This is a genomic window from Ruegeria sp. CH8, from assembly GCF_056536985.1.
In genome coordinates, this window is the sequence record NZ_JBQFQR010000007.1 from 186,653 (window position 1) to 202,313 (window position 15,661).

At 58.2% G+C, this 15,661-nt stretch carries 13 protein-coding genes; 6 read left to right on the forward strand and 7 right to left on the reverse strand.

What is annotated here, in order from left to right; all coding sequences use genetic code 11:
- Positions 1-66: 66 nt before the first annotated feature.
- From ACR0ER_RS10415 to ACR0ER_RS10425, 3 genes are all read right to left on the reverse strand, one after another.
- On the reverse strand, positions 67-2,421 hold the full coding sequence (locus ACR0ER_RS10415; RefSeq protein WP_480768856.1) for a TRAP transporter large permease subunit: 2,355 nt from the start codon (positions 2,419-2,421) through the stop codon (positions 67-69).
- A gap of 17 nt (positions 2,422-2,438) precedes the next feature.
- Entirely contained in the window at positions 2,439-3,365 is a 927-nt protein-coding gene (locus ACR0ER_RS10420) for a TRAP transporter small permease subunit (RefSeq protein ID WP_480768857.1), read from the reverse strand.
- Between the two features lie 121 nt (positions 3,366-3,486).
- Positions 3,487-4,569 carry a TRAP transporter substrate-binding protein gene (locus tag ACR0ER_RS10425; protein ID WP_170329115.1) on the reverse strand — a complete coding sequence of 361 codons (1,083 nt, stop codon included), beginning with the start codon at positions 4,567-4,569 and terminating at the stop codon, positions 3,487-3,489.
- A gap of 248 nt (positions 4,570-4,817) precedes the next feature.
- Here ACR0ER_RS10425 and ACR0ER_RS10430 point away from each other — a divergent pair, with 248 nt between their 5' ends.
- A complete protein-coding gene (locus ACR0ER_RS10430; RefSeq protein WP_480768858.1) occupies positions 4,818-6,251 on the forward strand; it encodes a cache domain-containing protein in 1,434 nt (477 codons plus the stop codon).
- Entirely contained in the window at positions 6,248-6,886 is a 639-nt protein-coding gene (locus ACR0ER_RS10435) for a response regulator transcription factor (protein WP_480768859.1), read from the forward strand. Before ACR0ER_RS10430 ends, ACR0ER_RS10435 begins: the two co-directional genes overlap by 4 nt.
- Positions 6,887-6,967: 81 nt before the next feature.
- Here the strand turns inward: ACR0ER_RS10435 and ACR0ER_RS10440 are convergent, their stop codons facing one another.
- Positions 6,968-7,351 (reverse strand): bleomycin resistance protein, encoded by a 384-nt coding sequence (locus ACR0ER_RS10440; RefSeq protein ID WP_480768860.1) that lies wholly within the window; start codon positions 7,349-7,351, stop codon positions 6,968-6,970.
- 45 nt (positions 7,352-7,396) lie between these two features.
- Positions 7,397-8,242, reverse strand: coding sequence for a HalD/BesD family halogenase (locus ACR0ER_RS10445; protein WP_480768861.1), 846 nt, complete (start codon positions 8,240-8,242; stop codon positions 7,397-7,399).
- A gap of 423 nt (positions 8,243-8,665) precedes the next feature.
- Between ACR0ER_RS10445 and ACR0ER_RS10450 the strand changes: the two genes are divergently transcribed.
- The 4 genes from ACR0ER_RS10450 to ACR0ER_RS10465 all read left to right on the forward strand — a co-directional run bounded on the left by ACR0ER_RS10450 (position 8,666) and on the right by ACR0ER_RS10465 (position 13,341).
- On the forward strand, positions 8,666-10,417 hold the full coding sequence (locus ACR0ER_RS10450) for an acetolactate synthase 3 large subunit (protein ID WP_480768862.1): 1,752 nt from the start codon (positions 8,666-8,668) through the stop codon (positions 10,415-10,417).
- 58 nt (positions 10,418-10,475) lie between these two features.
- A complete protein-coding gene (locus ACR0ER_RS10455) occupies positions 10,476-11,735 on the forward strand; it encodes a glycosyltransferase family 87 protein (RefSeq protein ID WP_480768863.1) in 1,260 nt (419 codons plus the stop codon).
- The gene (gene ilvN, locus ACR0ER_RS10460; RefSeq protein ID WP_170329132.1) at positions 11,735-12,295 is read left to right on the forward strand and encodes an acetolactate synthase small subunit; all 561 of its coding nucleotides are present in this window, start codon (positions 11,735-11,737) and stop codon (positions 12,293-12,295) included. The genes ACR0ER_RS10455 and ilvN overlap by 1 nt, the downstream gene beginning before the upstream one ends.
- 293 nt (positions 12,296-12,588) lie before the next feature.
- On the forward strand, positions 12,589-13,341 hold the full coding sequence (locus ACR0ER_RS10465) for a helix-turn-helix domain-containing protein (protein ID WP_480768864.1): 753 nt from the start codon (positions 12,589-12,591) through the stop codon (positions 13,339-13,341).
- Position 13,342: 1 nt separating this feature from the next.
- Here the strand turns inward: ACR0ER_RS10465 and ACR0ER_RS10470 are convergent, their stop codons facing one another.
- Both ACR0ER_RS10470 and ACR0ER_RS10475 read right to left on the reverse strand, forming a co-directional pair.
- Positions 13,343-14,125 carry a DUF2189 domain-containing protein gene (locus ACR0ER_RS10470; protein WP_480768865.1) on the reverse strand — a complete coding sequence of 261 codons (783 nt, stop codon included), beginning with the start codon at positions 14,123-14,125 and terminating at the stop codon, positions 13,343-13,345.
- A 30-nt stretch (positions 14,126-14,155) separates the two neighbouring features.
- A complete protein-coding gene (locus tag ACR0ER_RS10475) occupies positions 14,156-15,550 on the reverse strand; it encodes an amidase (protein WP_480768866.1) in 1,395 nt (464 codons plus the stop codon).
- Positions 15,551-15,661 lie beyond the last annotated feature (111 nt).

A 15,661-nucleotide genomic window follows, 5' to 3' on the forward strand; every position in this document is an offset into this window, starting at 1 on the left:
CTTCCCCATAGCACCAAAGCAAAGGGGGCCAAAAGGCCCCCTTTTCCATTGGATTACAGCAAGATATCAGTTCGGGATCAGATCCGGCACAATGGTCACGATCGACGGGAAGAACCACAGGATCGCAATCCCCACGACCTGAATGATCACAAAGGGTACGATGCCGCGATAGATATGTCCTGTCGTGACCTCTTTCGGCGCGACCCCACGCAAGTAGAACAGCGCGAACCCAAACGGTGGCGTCAGGAACGAGGTCTGCAGGTTCACCGCCACCATGATCGTCACCCATTTTGGATCGAACGACCCGCCATAGATCACCGGGCCTACGATGGGGATCACGATGTAGATGATCTCGAGGAAATCCAGCACGAACCCAAGAATGAACAGCACCAGCATCACGATCAGAAAGACAGTGAACTCATTGTCAAAGCTCTTGAGGAACTGCTGGATATAGTGCTCACCACCGAACGAGATCACCACCAGGTTCAACAGCTGCGAGCCGATCAGAATGGTAAACACCATCGAGGTCACCTTGGCCGTCTCGCGCACCACCGGGGTCAGAACCCCGCTGGAGAACAGAACCCAGCAGGCGTAGATCAGGCCGAACAACGCATACAGATACGCTGCATAGGACAGAATAAAGGCGATCCAGGTCTCGACCGAGACGTTGCCCTGATTGACGCGCAGGTCAAAGTTCACACCCAGCACCAGACAGATGATGACGGCAAAGGTCGACCAGATGATCACCTTGCCCGAACGTTCCTGATCCTGCAGCTTGCGATACGCCGCCAGCATGATCGCTCCGCCTGCCCCTAGCGCCGCCGCCGGTGTTGGGTTGGTAACCCCACCAAGGATCGAACCAAGCACTGCGATGATCAGGACCAGCGGTGGGAAGACCACCCGGATCAGATCGTTGCTCGAACACCGTATCGCCGCCTCTTTGGCCCCATAGATAGCCAACGCAAACGGCAGCGCCAGCAACAGGAACGTGGCCCCTGACGAAGTTGTCGGCGCGATCAATACCAAATCCACCAGCAACATCAGCAACAGGCCGATTGTCCCAAGGATAAGTGGCTGTGGCGATTTCGACGGTGCGATACCACGCCCCATCAGCAACGTCAGACCCAGCAGCACTACGACCACCGCAACACCATTGCCGATCGGAGCAGCCGCCGCAATCTTGGCTTCTTGTGCTGCGGCCAACTCTTCCTCACTCAGGCGCGTGGACGCGGCAGTTCCACCAGCAGCGTCGATGGCCTCTTGCTCGGCTACGGCCTGATCCCACGCGGACTGACCATGCAATTCGATCATCGACGCTTTGCACTCTGCAGACACGTTGGTGCGCAACGAGGCGCCGGCACCAATATCCGAGAAGGCGGACACGTTAATGTTCTGGCTACCAATCACACCCGCACTGCCCAGCATGACCGCACCCACGATCAGCGCAACCGGCGCACCCAGCAGCCAGGTCAGACCTTCGGCGCGGGTGATCGGCTCACCACTGCCGCCCGACATCTCGACCGCCGGAGCTTTTTCGGGGTTCAGCAACGCATAGCCAAAGGCATACAGCGCATAGAGCAATGCCAGCATAATCCCCGGCAGCAGCGCCGCCTGAAACAGCGTGCCGACCGAGACCACCGCAGGCTCACCCAGATAGGTCAGCGCGTCGGTACATCCGGCCTCAACCGCGCGGGTTTCCTGCGCGGTCGAATACAGATCGCCTGCAAGCGTCCCCAGCAGAACGATCACGATCGAGGGCGGGATGATCTGCCCTAGCGTGCCCGAGGCCGCGATCACACCGGTCGCCAGTTCCGGCGAATAGTTGTTTCGCAGCATGGTCGGCAGCGCCAGCAATCCCATGGTCACAACGGTCGCGCCCACAATCCCGGTCGAGGCCGCCAAGAACGCGCCCACTACCACAATCGACACCGCCAAACCACCGGGCAGCGGGCCAAAGACGCGCGCCATCGTGGTCAGCAGATCATTGGCGATCTTGGAACGTTCCAGCGTGATGCCCATCAATACGAACATCAGCACGGCCAGCAGGGTTTCGATGGATTGGCCAGCCAGAACACGCTCATTGATACGGTTCACGATGAACGAGACGTTGCGGTCCAGCGCGGTTTCCCAGCCCTGTACAAAGACCGGCTCGGCGATCCTGGGCAAGTCCGGGTATCGGAACGTGGACACAGTGTCAGGTTTGACCCCTGAATTGACCAGATCCCGATAGGCTTGTGACCCGGTATCAATCGCCTGATGGATCAGCAGCCCGGCACTGTCCAGTGCGGCGATAATCCCGAAGGAAATGATACCGGCGCCACCGATGGCAAAGGCCACCGGGAAGCCGGAAAGGATGCCTCCGAAAAGGCAGAAGAATACGATAATGAGGCCTATCTCGACGCCATCAAGTCCGAATAACATAGTCTGGGTCTCCGTCCCTAATGTGCGCCTTCGTAGGCTTCTTCGCCCTCGCCAAGGGTGTCCTTGTCGAGGTATTTTCCAATGCTGTCCGGTCCTTCCACGTATTCCAGATACGACCGGTACAGGAAGGCAATCGCGTGCAGGAACACCATGGCCGCAAAGCAGATCAGCAGGATTTTGAACAGGAAGTAGGCGTTGAACCCGTTGGGACTGAACCCGATGGTCTCCACGTTCCAGCGCAGGGCGCGCGATTTCATCACCAACCGATCCAGCGCGTCACTGGCCGAGGGTTTCGGCACGATCAGGTGGCGCCACATGAAATACCAGCCATACATCCATGTCAGCACGGCGATGGGCATCATGAACAACAACGATCCCAGCATATCGACGACGCGCTTGGCCCGGTGACTGATCCCGGCATAGACCAAGTCGACCCGCACGTGGCCGCCTTGAACGAAGGTGTAGGTGCAGCACAGGCAGACAACCATCGCATTGTACAGCTTTAGCTCTTCCGCGTACCAGCTGATGTCCTGACTGAACGGGATGCCCAGACCAAAAGACATGTCCGGCCGCGCAAACACCCGCTGCATGAAGACGATAACGATTTGCTGGATCACCATTAGCAGGCCCGCCCAGGCAAAGAAGCGCCCGGTCGTGTTGGCGAACCCCTCAAGGACGCGCACCATCCCCCACATGAAGCTGCGGTAATACAGCCCGATGGCAGTTAGCACCAGAAACAGGGTGAAAACCACAAAGAAGAACTCGACCGATCCGCCGTAATAGACAAAGCGCATGATGGCTTCTTTGTCCGACCAGTTCAGCCAGAGTTGCGGATGCGTGATGGCGTATCCGAAATTATAGAAGGCTTCGGCAATGTTCTGAACGAACCACACAAGTCCGTTCCACAGGGCGCCGAAGAACGAGATACCGTTATCGTCCTGCATGTTGTCCCCAGGTCGTATCGGTTGCACTGCTGTTATTTGCGGCTTTGTCCGAACCGCGCATGTGCAACGGGAAAGGTTTCCCCACTATTGCGGGGAAACCAGTCTAGCATAGTTTCTGCGATTAGCCGCGTACGCGGTTACGCTGCGTGGTGTAGACACCCGATGACAGGTCCTGCCACCCAGCCGACGACGTCGAGGATGCCACTGCGCTGTCGTGGATCTTCTTGAACAGCTCGTCGCTCATGTTCTCGTCCAGAACTTCCTGGCTGGCCGCACCGAAGGCGTCCCAGACGCTGTCCGGGAATTCCATGACCTTAACGCCACCCGACTGCAAACGCTGCAGCGCGGCGCCGTTGTTGGCCAGGAATTGCGCCAGGTTCCACTGGTGCGCTTCACCTGCGGCGATTTCGATGATCTTCTGCTGAGCAGGTGTCAGGCTGTCAAACACGTCGCGGTTGGTCGCCAGCGACAGACCCGCGTTCGGCTCGTGGAAACCGGCGGTGTAGTAAACCTTGGTGATTTCCTGGAAACCAGCCTTTTCGTCCGCCCACGGACCGATCCACTCGGTGCCGTCAATCGCGCCCGAGGACAGCGCCTGATACACTTCCGAGCCCGGAATGTTCTGAACCGATGCGCCCAGTTTACCCAGAGCTTTACCGCCCAGACCCGGCATGCGGAACTTCAGGCCGTTGAAGTCATCGGGGCTGTTGATCTCTTTCGAGTACCAGCCGCCCGCCTGCGCGCCAGTGTTACCGGCCAGGAACGACTTCAGGCCAAAGATCTGGCCCAGCTCGTCATGCAGCTCCATGCCGCCATCCTGGTAGTACCAGTTGACCATTTCCTGCGCGGTCATGCCGAAGGGAACGGCAGTGAAGAAGGCATAGCCCGGGTGCTGACCGACAAAGTAGTAGTCGGCCGCGTGATACATGTCGGCCTGACCCGACGATACGGCGTCAAAAACCTCAAACGCGCCAACCAGTTCGCCGGCGGCCTTGATGTCAACGGTCAGGTTGCCATCCGACATTGCGGTGATGCTGTCGGCGCAACGCTGCGCGCTGTCGAAAACACCGGCCAGGCCACGACCCCACGAGGTCACCATGGTCAGCGTGCGCTTGCCCTGCGCATAAGCCGGAGCCGCCAGCGTGGTGGCTGCAGCTGCCGAGCCGCCCAGAGCAGATGTTTTCAGAAATGAACGACGATCCATATGAGTGTTCCTCCCCTACATATTCAAAACCCGGACATGGTCCGGGCGCGGTCGTTGTCAATGAGCGCCAGCTTAATCAGCGGATTTTGAATGTGAATACCAATAACTACGTAGAGGGGCGGGTTTTTGAAAGCGTAATGAGTCATTTCCGTTGGAAATCTCGTCAGCGCAGCGCATCTCAGGCTGCATCTGCACCAGAATGTCCAAAATTTTTGCATTTTACCGCACTCTTGCGTATCGATTCGACCATGAGGGGATTTCGGAACCTGATTTCACTGACGTACGGCCAGAAACTGTCGCTGGTTGCTGCCATTCCTCTGGTCGTGGCGGTGGCGGCAATTGCAGTGCTGGTCACCCATGAATCCCGCGCCACAGCTGAACGTGAGATTCAGGCGTTGGAACGTCGTCTGATCGAGGCCAAGAAAGAGGAATTGAAAAACTACGTCACGCAGGCGCGGAATGGGTTTGCCTATATCTATGGGCGTGCGTCCCCGGACGACGCGATTGCAAAGAACCTCGTGACGCAAATCCTGTCGGCCATGATCTACGGAAAAGACGGGTTCTTTTTCGTCTATGACTATGACGGCAACAATCTGGTTAGCCCGCGCCAGACCCAGTTCATCAACCGCAACTGGGAAGGCCTGACGGACAGCGACGGCACGCCTGTCGTGGACGAATTCATCAGCCTCGCCCGGCAAGGCGCCGGGTGGCACAGTTTCATGTGGCAAAAACCCTCGACTGGGGAAGAGGCGCAGATGATCGCCTATGTCGTCGGTTTGCAGGACTGGCAATGGGCCGTCGGCACCGGCGTGTTCATCGACGACATCTCGGCTACCGTTGCTAACGCCCGCGCCGAGGTTGAAGCCCGCGTACAGCGCACATTCATGTATATCGGGGGTATCGTTCTGGCCGCCGTGCTGATCGTTTTTGCCTCGGGCATGTTGCTGAATGTCCGCGAACGGCGGTTGGCGGATGCCAAGTTAAAGGAACTGACCCAGCGGGTGTTCGACGCACAAGAGGAAGAGCGAGGTCGTGTTGCACGCGAGTTGCATGACGGGATCAGCCAGATCCTCGTGGGCGTGCGCTACGCGCTGGACAACACACGGCGACGGCTGGATCGCGGCGACGACGACAGTGCCCGCGCCCCACTGGACAAAGGCATCGAGCACCTCGGCACCGCCATCGCCGAGGTCCGCCGTATCAGTCGTGACCTCCGCCCCGGCGTTCTGGACGATTTGGGCCTCGGCCCTGCCCTGAAAACGCTAACAGACGATTTCCGCGAACGCACCGGGATCGAGACCGAGTTCACGACGGTGGTGTTTCGAAACCGTCTGGATCAGGACAGCAAGATCGCCCTCTACCGCATCGCGCAAGAGGCCCTGACAAACATCGAGCGCCACTCTGGCGCAACCCATGTTAATATCGACCTGCGAGGCCACAAGAAAGGTGCAACCATGCGCATCACCGATAACGGTCGCGGTTTACCCAACGGACAGGATCAGGCCAGCACAGGGATCGGGTTGCGCAATATGCAGGAACGCATCGAACAGCTTGACGGCTCCCTGCGCATTCTGTCATCACGCGGCCCGCATGGTGGTACTGTGATCGAGGCCAGCCTGCCGCTCAGTCACCTACTTCCGCCGCAGGAAGAGTCCTCTCCGAACCGAAAGGCCGGTACATGACAATCCGAGTTCTCATCGTAGACGATCACCCGATGGTGGCCGAGGGGATTCAATCGATCCTTGAAAGCTATGATGAAATTGAGGTGGTCGGCACGCTCGGCACCGGTCAGGAGGCTGTCGATCAGGCCGCCGATCTGTCCCCCGATGTCATCCTGATGGACCTTAACATGCCCGGCCTGGGTGGCCTCAGCGCGACCGAATTGATCCTTGAGCGCCTGCCCGACACCAGAATCCTGATCCTGTCGATGCATGACAGCCCTGAATATATCTCGACCGCGCTCAGCCATGGTGCCAAAGGCTATGTGCTGAAAGATGTCCCAACCGATGAGATCAAACAGGCCATCGACGCGGTGATGCGCGACGAGCAATACCTGTGCACCGGGGCAAGCGGATCGCTGGAACCCAAGAAAGACAGCGCACGCGAAGCGCTGACAGGTCGCGAACAAACGATCCTGCTGGAATTGGCACAGGGCAAATCGAACAAAGAGGTCGCTATCGCGCTCGATATTTCCGTAAGAACGGTTGAGACCCACCGCAAGAACATCAAACGCAAGCTGGGAATTTCATCCACCGCTGGTCTGACCCGCTATGCGCTTGAACACGGAGTGCTGCAGGGCACCAGCCCCGGCTTCTAGGCGCACCCGCAGCGCGGCACGCGCTGCCCGGCCCAACCGGCGGAGATGTGCCGCAGGCGCATCGCCAACGGGCGGGAGGGCCTATCCTCTCGGGCGGATGTCCTGACCAAAAAACACCAGTGTTCCATCCTCATCGATGACATGAAACTCGCGCTGTTGGTAAGGCTGGTCGAACGGCGGACGAACACGACCTTTGGGCAGGTCTGCCAACCTTGGACCCAGGCTTTCATACAGTTCGTCGATCCCATCCACATCGATGTAAAACGATTGATCATCCCCCAACGGCAAACCATCATCGCGGGGCGGGCATTCCAACAGCCGGATGGCCACAGTGCCCAAAGACAGGAATGCGTAATTGTCCTGCCGGAACCCGCAGGAAAACCCCAGACGGTCACAATAAAAATCAATCTGCTTTTGTAAGGAAGAACACAGAACAAAAGGCGTAAGCTGCAAAATATCTGGCACCAGAACCTCCGGTTTTCAAACAATATGGCCGCAGCCTATCACATCTTAATCCAGCAACTGATCCTTTCTCAGCCCTTCACGTTCATGATGACGCGGTAAAACCCGCCCATAGAGTTGCTGCGTGCGTTCAACGCTGCCGCACATCCCTTCGGCCTCGACAAACGAGAAAATTCCGACATAGCGACTGCGCGTACCCTCCACCGGAGCCACCCTGTGTAGCGCGTAGCGCCCCTTGAAGATCTGCAGGTCGCCCGGCTGCAACTCCAGTTCACGAACGCGCGTCATGTCTCCGTCCAGAATGGTCGCCACTTCCCTGAAATTCTCGTCCTCGGCGGTTCTAAGGTTCGGGACATATTCAAAGGTGCCCCCGGTTTCTCCGTTTTGAATGGCCAATGTGACGGTGTAGTTGTTCGTGTCGAAGTGCCATGGAAACCCCTGCCCCTCTTCCACCACGTTGATGATCACATCGGCCAGCGGATCGTCATATCGAAAGAAACGGTCCTCGGTCTCATTCAAAGCATCCCGTATAAACGGCATAAAGCCCTCGAACTCATAGATGCGACGCAGCGGGCCGGTTCGGGGAAAGTTATCCGCCGGAACAAATGCGTTTGAGCGGTCGTAGAAGCGGCGTATCGGGTGGCCGATCCCGAAACTCGGGTCATCCTTGGTGAAATAGGCGTTTGTCCTGTTGAAGGACCGGTGCGCTTGCGGCGCGGCGGCGTCGGCCTCCTCAACCAAAACCTCAAGCCCGGCCTCATGGACAAACCCCGGCAGAACTGCGCACCCGTCCTCATCCAGTTCCCGCCGCAAATCCGTAATCATCTGGTCATACGCCCGCGATCCCGGGCAATCGATGGGGTACCGACCAAGATCCACCAAATCCGCCAACATCAACCACCTCCGTGAACGCAACCTATGGGATCAGCGTGCCTCAGCCGCCAGAGGCCCTCATGTCAGTTTAAGACATCGTCCTGACGCAAACTGACCAGTTCAAATTCAGATTCTCAGCCCTTCGATCGGGCGCAATTGGCGGAAATTCCCGACCTGCGGCAATCTGCGCAATAAAATGTCGCAAAATCGGCCCTTCGGGTTACAAAATTGGTACGATTGCCTGTTGACGCCCCGTCGCACCGCTCATAATGTCCCTCCACGCAAAAAAGGAGCCTCTGGCGATGAAAACGCTAGTCGTAATCGTAGGAACCACGCGCATGGGCCGGTAACGGTAAACCATAATCGAACCCATGCGCCTCCGAAAATCTCGGGGGCTTTTTTTTGGCAAAACGCAAGACACATGTCGCGAACGGAGCAAAGCAGATGACACGTGAGATGACCGGCGCAAAGATGGTGGTTCAGGCCCTCAAGGATCAGGGCGTGGACACGGTATTCGGATACCCCGGTGGCGCCGTGCTACCCATCTATGATGAGATCTTTCTGCAAAACGACATCCGTCACATTCTGGTGCGGCATGAACAGGGCGCGATCCACGCCGCCGAAGGTTATGCGCGGTCGACAGGCAAGCCCGGCGTTGCGCTGGTGACATCTGGCCCCGGAGCCACCAATGCGGTGACCGGTCTGACGGATGCATTGCTGGACTCGATCCCAATCGTCGTTTTGACCGGGCAGGTTCCGACATTCATGATCGGCTCGGACGCGTTCCAAGAGGCCGACACCGTTGGCATCACCCGCCCCTGCACCAAGCATAACTGGTTGGTGAAAGACACGGACTCGCTGGCCGACACGCTGCACGAAGCGTTCCACGTCGCCACCTCGGGCCGCCCCGGTCCGGTGCTGATCGATATTCCAAAGGACGTTCAGTTTGCCTCGGGCGACTACAACGCACCTAAACCGTCGACCTCGCATTACCAGCCGGTTCTGAAAGGCGATCTGGAGGAGATCACCGAACTGGTCGCAGCCATAGAGACAGCGAAAAAACCCGTCTTCTACACCGGTGGCGGCGTCATCAACTCTGGCCCTGCGGCCAGCCAGTTGCTGCGCGAACTGGTTGATGCGACCGGGTTCCCGATCACTTCGACTCTGATGGGCCTGGGTGCTTATCCGGCATCGGGTGAGAACTGGTTGGGTATGTTGGGGATGCACGGTCTTTATGAAGCAAACCTCGCGATGCACGACTGCGACCTGATGATCAACATTGGTGCGCGGTTCGACGACCGGATCACCGGACGGATCGATGCCTTCTCGCCGAACTCGAAAAAGGCGCATATCGACATTGATCCTTCGTCGATCAACAAGGTGATCCGCGTTGATATCCCGATTGTTGGCGACGTAGGCCACGTGCTTGAGGATATCCTCAAGGTCTGGAAAGCACGCGGTCGCAAGACCGATGCCGCGGCCGTCAAGCAGTGGCAGGCGCAGATCAGCGATTGGCGTAAGGTCAATTGCCTCGCTTACACCAACAGCGAGAAGACCATCAAACCGCAATACGCGCTGCAACGTCTTGAAGAGCTGACCAAAAACCACGACCGCTATATCACCACCGAGGTCGGCCAGCACCAGATGTGGGCCGCGCAATACCTTGGCTTCGAAGACCCCAACCGCTGGATGACTTCGGGTGGCCTGGGCACGATGGGATACGGCACTCCGGCCTCGATCGGCGTGCAGATGGCGCATCCGGATGCGCTGGTGATCAACGTGGCTGGTGAGGCCTCGTGGTTGATGAACATGCAGGAAATGGGCACCGCGGTTCAGTACCGCCTGCCCGTAAAACAGTTCATCCTGAACAACGAACGTCTGGGCATGGTGCGCCAGTGGCAGGAATTGCTGCACGGCGAGCGGTATTCGCATTCCTGGTCCGAGGCCCTGCCCGATTTCGTCAAGCTCGCCGAGGCGTTTGGCGCCAAGGGTATCCTGTGTTCCGACCCCGCCGATCTGGATGACGCGATCATGGAGATGATCAACTATGACGGTCCGGTGATCTTTGACTGCCTGGTTGAAAAGCACGAGAATTGCTTCCCCATGATCCCATCAGGCAAGGCGCATAACGAAATGCTGCTGGGCGAGGCCGAAACGCAGGGCGTGATCGACTCCAAAGGTTCAGTGTTAGTATAATGAACTTTGGCTCATTAGTATTACTTTGCAACACAAACAGTTGGCTTTACGGAGAAAAATGAAACAGGCAGAGAGTCAAGACCTCGGAAGTTCCGATGATGTGCGTCGACGGCTGGCGGCATTTTCCGGTCGGCGCAGTTGGCAGGCCGGGATCCTCGTGCCTGCACTTGTGCTCATATTTTGTACGCTCTTCATCATCCGCAACTATCTCGAAGTCACGGCCGCTGGCGAACTCGTGGCCCAAAACGACTTTCGCGTGTTCTGGGCCGCCGCCCGGCTTGCGCTTGAGGGGTCGCCACTGGATGCCTTCGACGAACGCAATCTGATCGCGGTTCACGGCTTTGAAGAAGAATTAGGAATGCGCTGGCTCTACCCGCCCAGCTTCCTGGCGCTTTTGTCGCCGCTGGGGGCACTGTCGTATTTCCCAGCCTGGATCGTTTTTAACTGCCTGTCTGTTCTGGCCATACTTATTGCGATCCGGCCATTTGCAGCGGGGATAACGCCGGTCTGGCTTAGCTTTGGGCTCGCGCCGGCCTATCTGCCGTCCCTGCTGTCCGGCCAAACCAGCTTGATCTGGGCCGCCGGACTTTTGGTGGCACTGGCAGCACATCAGCGGAACCAACCAATTCTGGCCGGCATCGTGATTGGCATTCTGACGCTGAAACCACAACTTGGCATTATGATCCCCTTTGCTTTGCTGGCCAGCGGTGCCTGGCGTACGATCATCGCCGCCACAGCAACAACTCTTGTTATCGCAGGTATTGGGACGTTGATTTATGGCGTGGAATACTGGTCCGCCCTGACCGCCAATATCGAGCTTCACTATGACAGCCTTCGGCTTGACATGGCAGACACGGGGCTGATGGCAAGCACCTATAGCGCGCTGATAGGGCTGGGGATCCCGGAACCCATTGCAATGAATGTGCAATGGGTGGTGACGGGTCTGTCAGCACTGGCCGTGTTTATTGCTTGGCGCAGCCCAAATGTGGGGTTTGATCTGCGGGCCGCGACCTTGGTTATGGCGATTTGCATGTCCAGCGCCTATTTCTGGTTCTACGAAACAGCATTGTTGGCACCTGCCGCCTTGTTTTTAATGCGCTCGGGGGTTGTTTCGAAGCGACATTGGGGTGTGGGCCTGTTGTTTTTGATGTGGCTGGGGATTGGCCCGGCGACGCTGTCGCCAGAGCTTATGAACAATGGCCCAATTCGCCTGATCGTTACCCCGGTCATGGTTGCTGGATTTGCGGTTTGCCTGTTTGCGGTATTCAAACGCGCGATCGCGACGCCCCCTCCCCAAGATGTAATCGAGGATCACTGATGACACCGCTCAAAATCACCAAGGGCTCCACCCGCCATTCGGCCTATAACCTACGGCCTACCTTCTCGGACGTGCAGGAACGTCACACAATTGCGGTTCTGGTCGAAAACGAACCGGGTGTACTGGCCCGCGTGATCGGGTTGTTTTCGGGCCGGGGCTACAACATCGAGAGCCTGACCGTGGCCGAGGTGGACCACACTGGCCACCTCAGCCGCATCACCATCGTCACCGCAGGCACCCCGCAGGTCATCGAGCAGATCAAAGCTCAGCTGGGTCGAATCGTCCCGGTCCATGAGGTCCACGACCTGACCGTCGAAGGCCCCGCCGTTGAACGCGAATTGGCCATCATCAAAGTTGTCGGTGCCGGCGATAAGCGGGTCGAAGCCCTGCGCCTTGCCGATATCTTCCGCGCCAACGTTGTCGACAGCACGCTGAACTCGTTTATCTTTGAAATCACGGGCGCTCCGGACAAGATCGACGCTTTTGCCGATCTAATGCGCCCGTTGGGACTGGTCGAAGTGGCCCGCACCGGCGTCGCGGCCCTGCTTCGCGGCGAGTAAATTATTCCCCACCCTGTCAACAAATCGAAACAGGGTGGGGAAATCCGGCTTACCAAGCCAAGCCATTTTCCGAATTTTTCACTGTGACTGTTCACCGTGCAAAAAGCCCGAAAAGATCACGCAAAATAAAATATAGCCTATTGCGTTTATGGCAATCAACGTTAGCCTCAGAGGGTAACGTGGCGATGGGATGCGCCCGTTTAGTTTATCTGTACGATTTTTCTACGTAGTGGCGGCCTGGAGGTCGAATGCACAGCGTATTAGAAAACAAGTCGTGAGAACCTGGGACGCCTATGACCGAAGACATCCGTAACCCGGACGAATTGCGCAAAATGTTCGGCGCCAATCTCAGGCGTCTTGCGCGGCAATATACTTCGATATCCGAGCTTTGCCGGCAACTTGGCATCAACCGCACGCAGTTCAACCGATATCTGGGTGGTGAGAGCTTTCCCCGGCCGGACGTGTTGGACCGAATCTGCCGTTTTTTTGAGGTCGATGCGCGTATTCTGCTGCGTCCACTGGACGAGATCGACCGCCTGCCTACGCACCCTGCGGCCTCGGCTCTGACCGACTTTCTGGGCTCTGGTCCGACAACACTGACCGAGAGCCTGTTTCCAGCCGGGTTCTATTATGCCACCGAAACCGAATTGGATGACACGCGGCCATCACGGCATAGGTTGTTTCACGCACGCCGCTTGCCGCAGTGCACGCTGGTGCGCGGATACGAGCCGCGCCCCGGAATGCCCGGAGCCACCCCAATTGATCGCGAAGTTCAGGGGATTGCCGCCTGCGCCGGGCGGCAGATCTATATCCTGATGTCCAGCCGGGAATCGCAAAACAGCCGGATTTATCTGGTAACGCGCGGATCGGACGAAAACTCGGACCGCTGGCGCGGGGTTGCGATCTGCCTGTCGAAAACCACTGCCAGCGCAACAACGATGCGCCGGATCCTGTTGCGCCATCTGGGCGAGAACCCTTCGGCAATACTCGCAGCAGCGCGCACCGCACGCCGTTCGGAACACCCTGTTCCGCAAGCCGTGGGTTGAACTACCCCGCGCTTTCGTTCGATGCCTGAGTGATCTGCCGGTACAGGTGCCAGCTTGCATGCCCAAGCAGTGGCAACACAATTAGCAAGCCCAGAAACCAGGGGATCATAGCCACGAAAGTAAGGATCGCGATAAACGCGCCCCAAACCAGCATCACGCCCAGATGATCACGAACATAGGCGAAGCTGGAGATCATAGCGGTCACGAAGTCCAGCTCACGGTCCAGCAGCATCGGGATCGAAAGTACGGTGATCATATACAGGATCGTCGCGAACACCGCGCCCACGGCGGTTCCCACGGCCAGCATCGTCAACCCGTTGGCCGTAAAATACACCTCCATCGAGGTCGAGACATTGGTCATGGTCGAAAGCCCCATGAACAGGGCAAATATCATATGGCCCAGAAAGAACCAGAACAAAAACATCACCACGATGATTGCGCAGATGGAAGGCAACTGACGCCGCCCCTGCTGTACGACAACACCAAAGATCGAGCCGAAATCCAAAGGTTCGCCCTGCTCCAGCCGGTGAGACACCTCATACATTCCCACTGCCGCAAACGGCCCCAGCAGAGGGAAACCGATGGCAGCGAGTACCAACCAGTATGAGGTTCCGGTCTTCACCGTAACCCAAGCGATCGCCCATCCGGCCACAACATAGAAACCGGCGAATAACAAGCCGAAGACAGGCGCGCGCCGGAAATCAACCCAGGCCCTGCGCAGCGCTTCGCGCAGCATCTCCATGTTAACCGGTCCCATGTCCGGTACGCCGAAAGGTTTATCCATAGTGTCTCTCCTCCCTTGCCGGCCGTGAAATCAGGCCGGTCGTTTTTGTGGCCACCCCGTAGCGGCATGATAAGCTGCGCCGATAGACAGGATACGAGTGTCCGATCCCATCGGGCCAAAGACCTGCATCCCCATCGGCAACCCCTCGGCCCCGAAGCCGACCGGAACCGACAGGCATGGCAGTCCGATCAGACTGACCGGTACCATGACCTCCATCCACCGATGATAGGTATCCATCGCTGTTCCGGCGATCTCTGTCGGGTACGGCGTTTCGATCTCGAACGGCCAGACCTGTACAGACGGCAAGATCAGGGCGTCATAGTCCTGAAACAGCGTGGCCGCGCACCGGAACCATTCTGACCGCGCGACGCTGGCCTCATGCACCTGCATGGCAGTCAGAGCCAGCCCCCGGTCCAGCTCCCATTGTGCTGTGTCCTTCAAAGCCGTCCGCTGGCCGGTCAGTGGCGCTAGACCGGCGGCCACGCTCCACGCGCGCAACGTGACCCAGCTGTCCCAAATCCGGTCGGCCGCAAAAGGTGCTGCAACCGGAACAACTTCGGCCCCAAGTTGCGTAAACTCATCCAGCGCGCCGCGACACAATTCGCGAATGCCGTCCTGAAACGGATAGATCCCACCCCAATCGTCCAGCCAGCCGATCCGCAAGCCACGCATATCAGCGGCCTGAACCGGCGACACCGTCGGGCTGGCCGCTCCATAAGGCTGCCGTGGATCCGGCCCCGAGATCACGTCCAGCAACACACCCAGATCCTCGGGGCTGCGCGCCATGGGGCCAAGCGTAGACAGTTGATGCAGATACCCGTCGCCCAAAGGTTCGGACGGCACTCTCCCCCAACTGGGCCGGAACCCGTAGACATTGTTCCACGCGGCAGGGTTGCGCAGACTGCCCATCATGTCGGACCCGTCCGCCAGAGCAACCATCCCAGTCGCCAACGCCACGGCCGCACCACCCGACGACCCGCCGCTTGTCCGCGTAGGGTCATACGGGTTGCGCGTGGCCCCATAGACCGGATTGTAGGTATGAGACCCCAGCCCGAATTCCGGTACATTGGTCTTGCCAATCAGGATCGCCCCCGCTGCCCGCATCCGAGCGGCAATCAAATCGTCCCGCTCGGGCACATGATCCCGAAAAATCGGTGAACCCTGAGAGGACACGATCCCGACAACATTGACCAGATCCTTGACCGCTATCGGCAGCCCATGCAGCGGTCCGCGGTTCGGCCCGGCATCCAGCGCACGTGCCTCGGCCAGTAGCTCATCCGGATCGCGCAAGGCCACAATTGCGTTTGCCGATCCGTTGAAAGTGGCGATCCGGTCCAAAGTCGCCCGCATAACCTCGACTGCCGACAACCGCCCTTCGGCGATTGTGTTCAACAGGTCGATTGCAGTTGTTTGGCTCAGATCCATCCCGGGCTCATCCCTCCTCGGAGATCAGCCTAGCCGGGGCATCTCTTCATTTAAACCCACTGTTTAAATGTATCTTTTTCGGTTCCGCATAAATCCGGAATCCGCTTCATT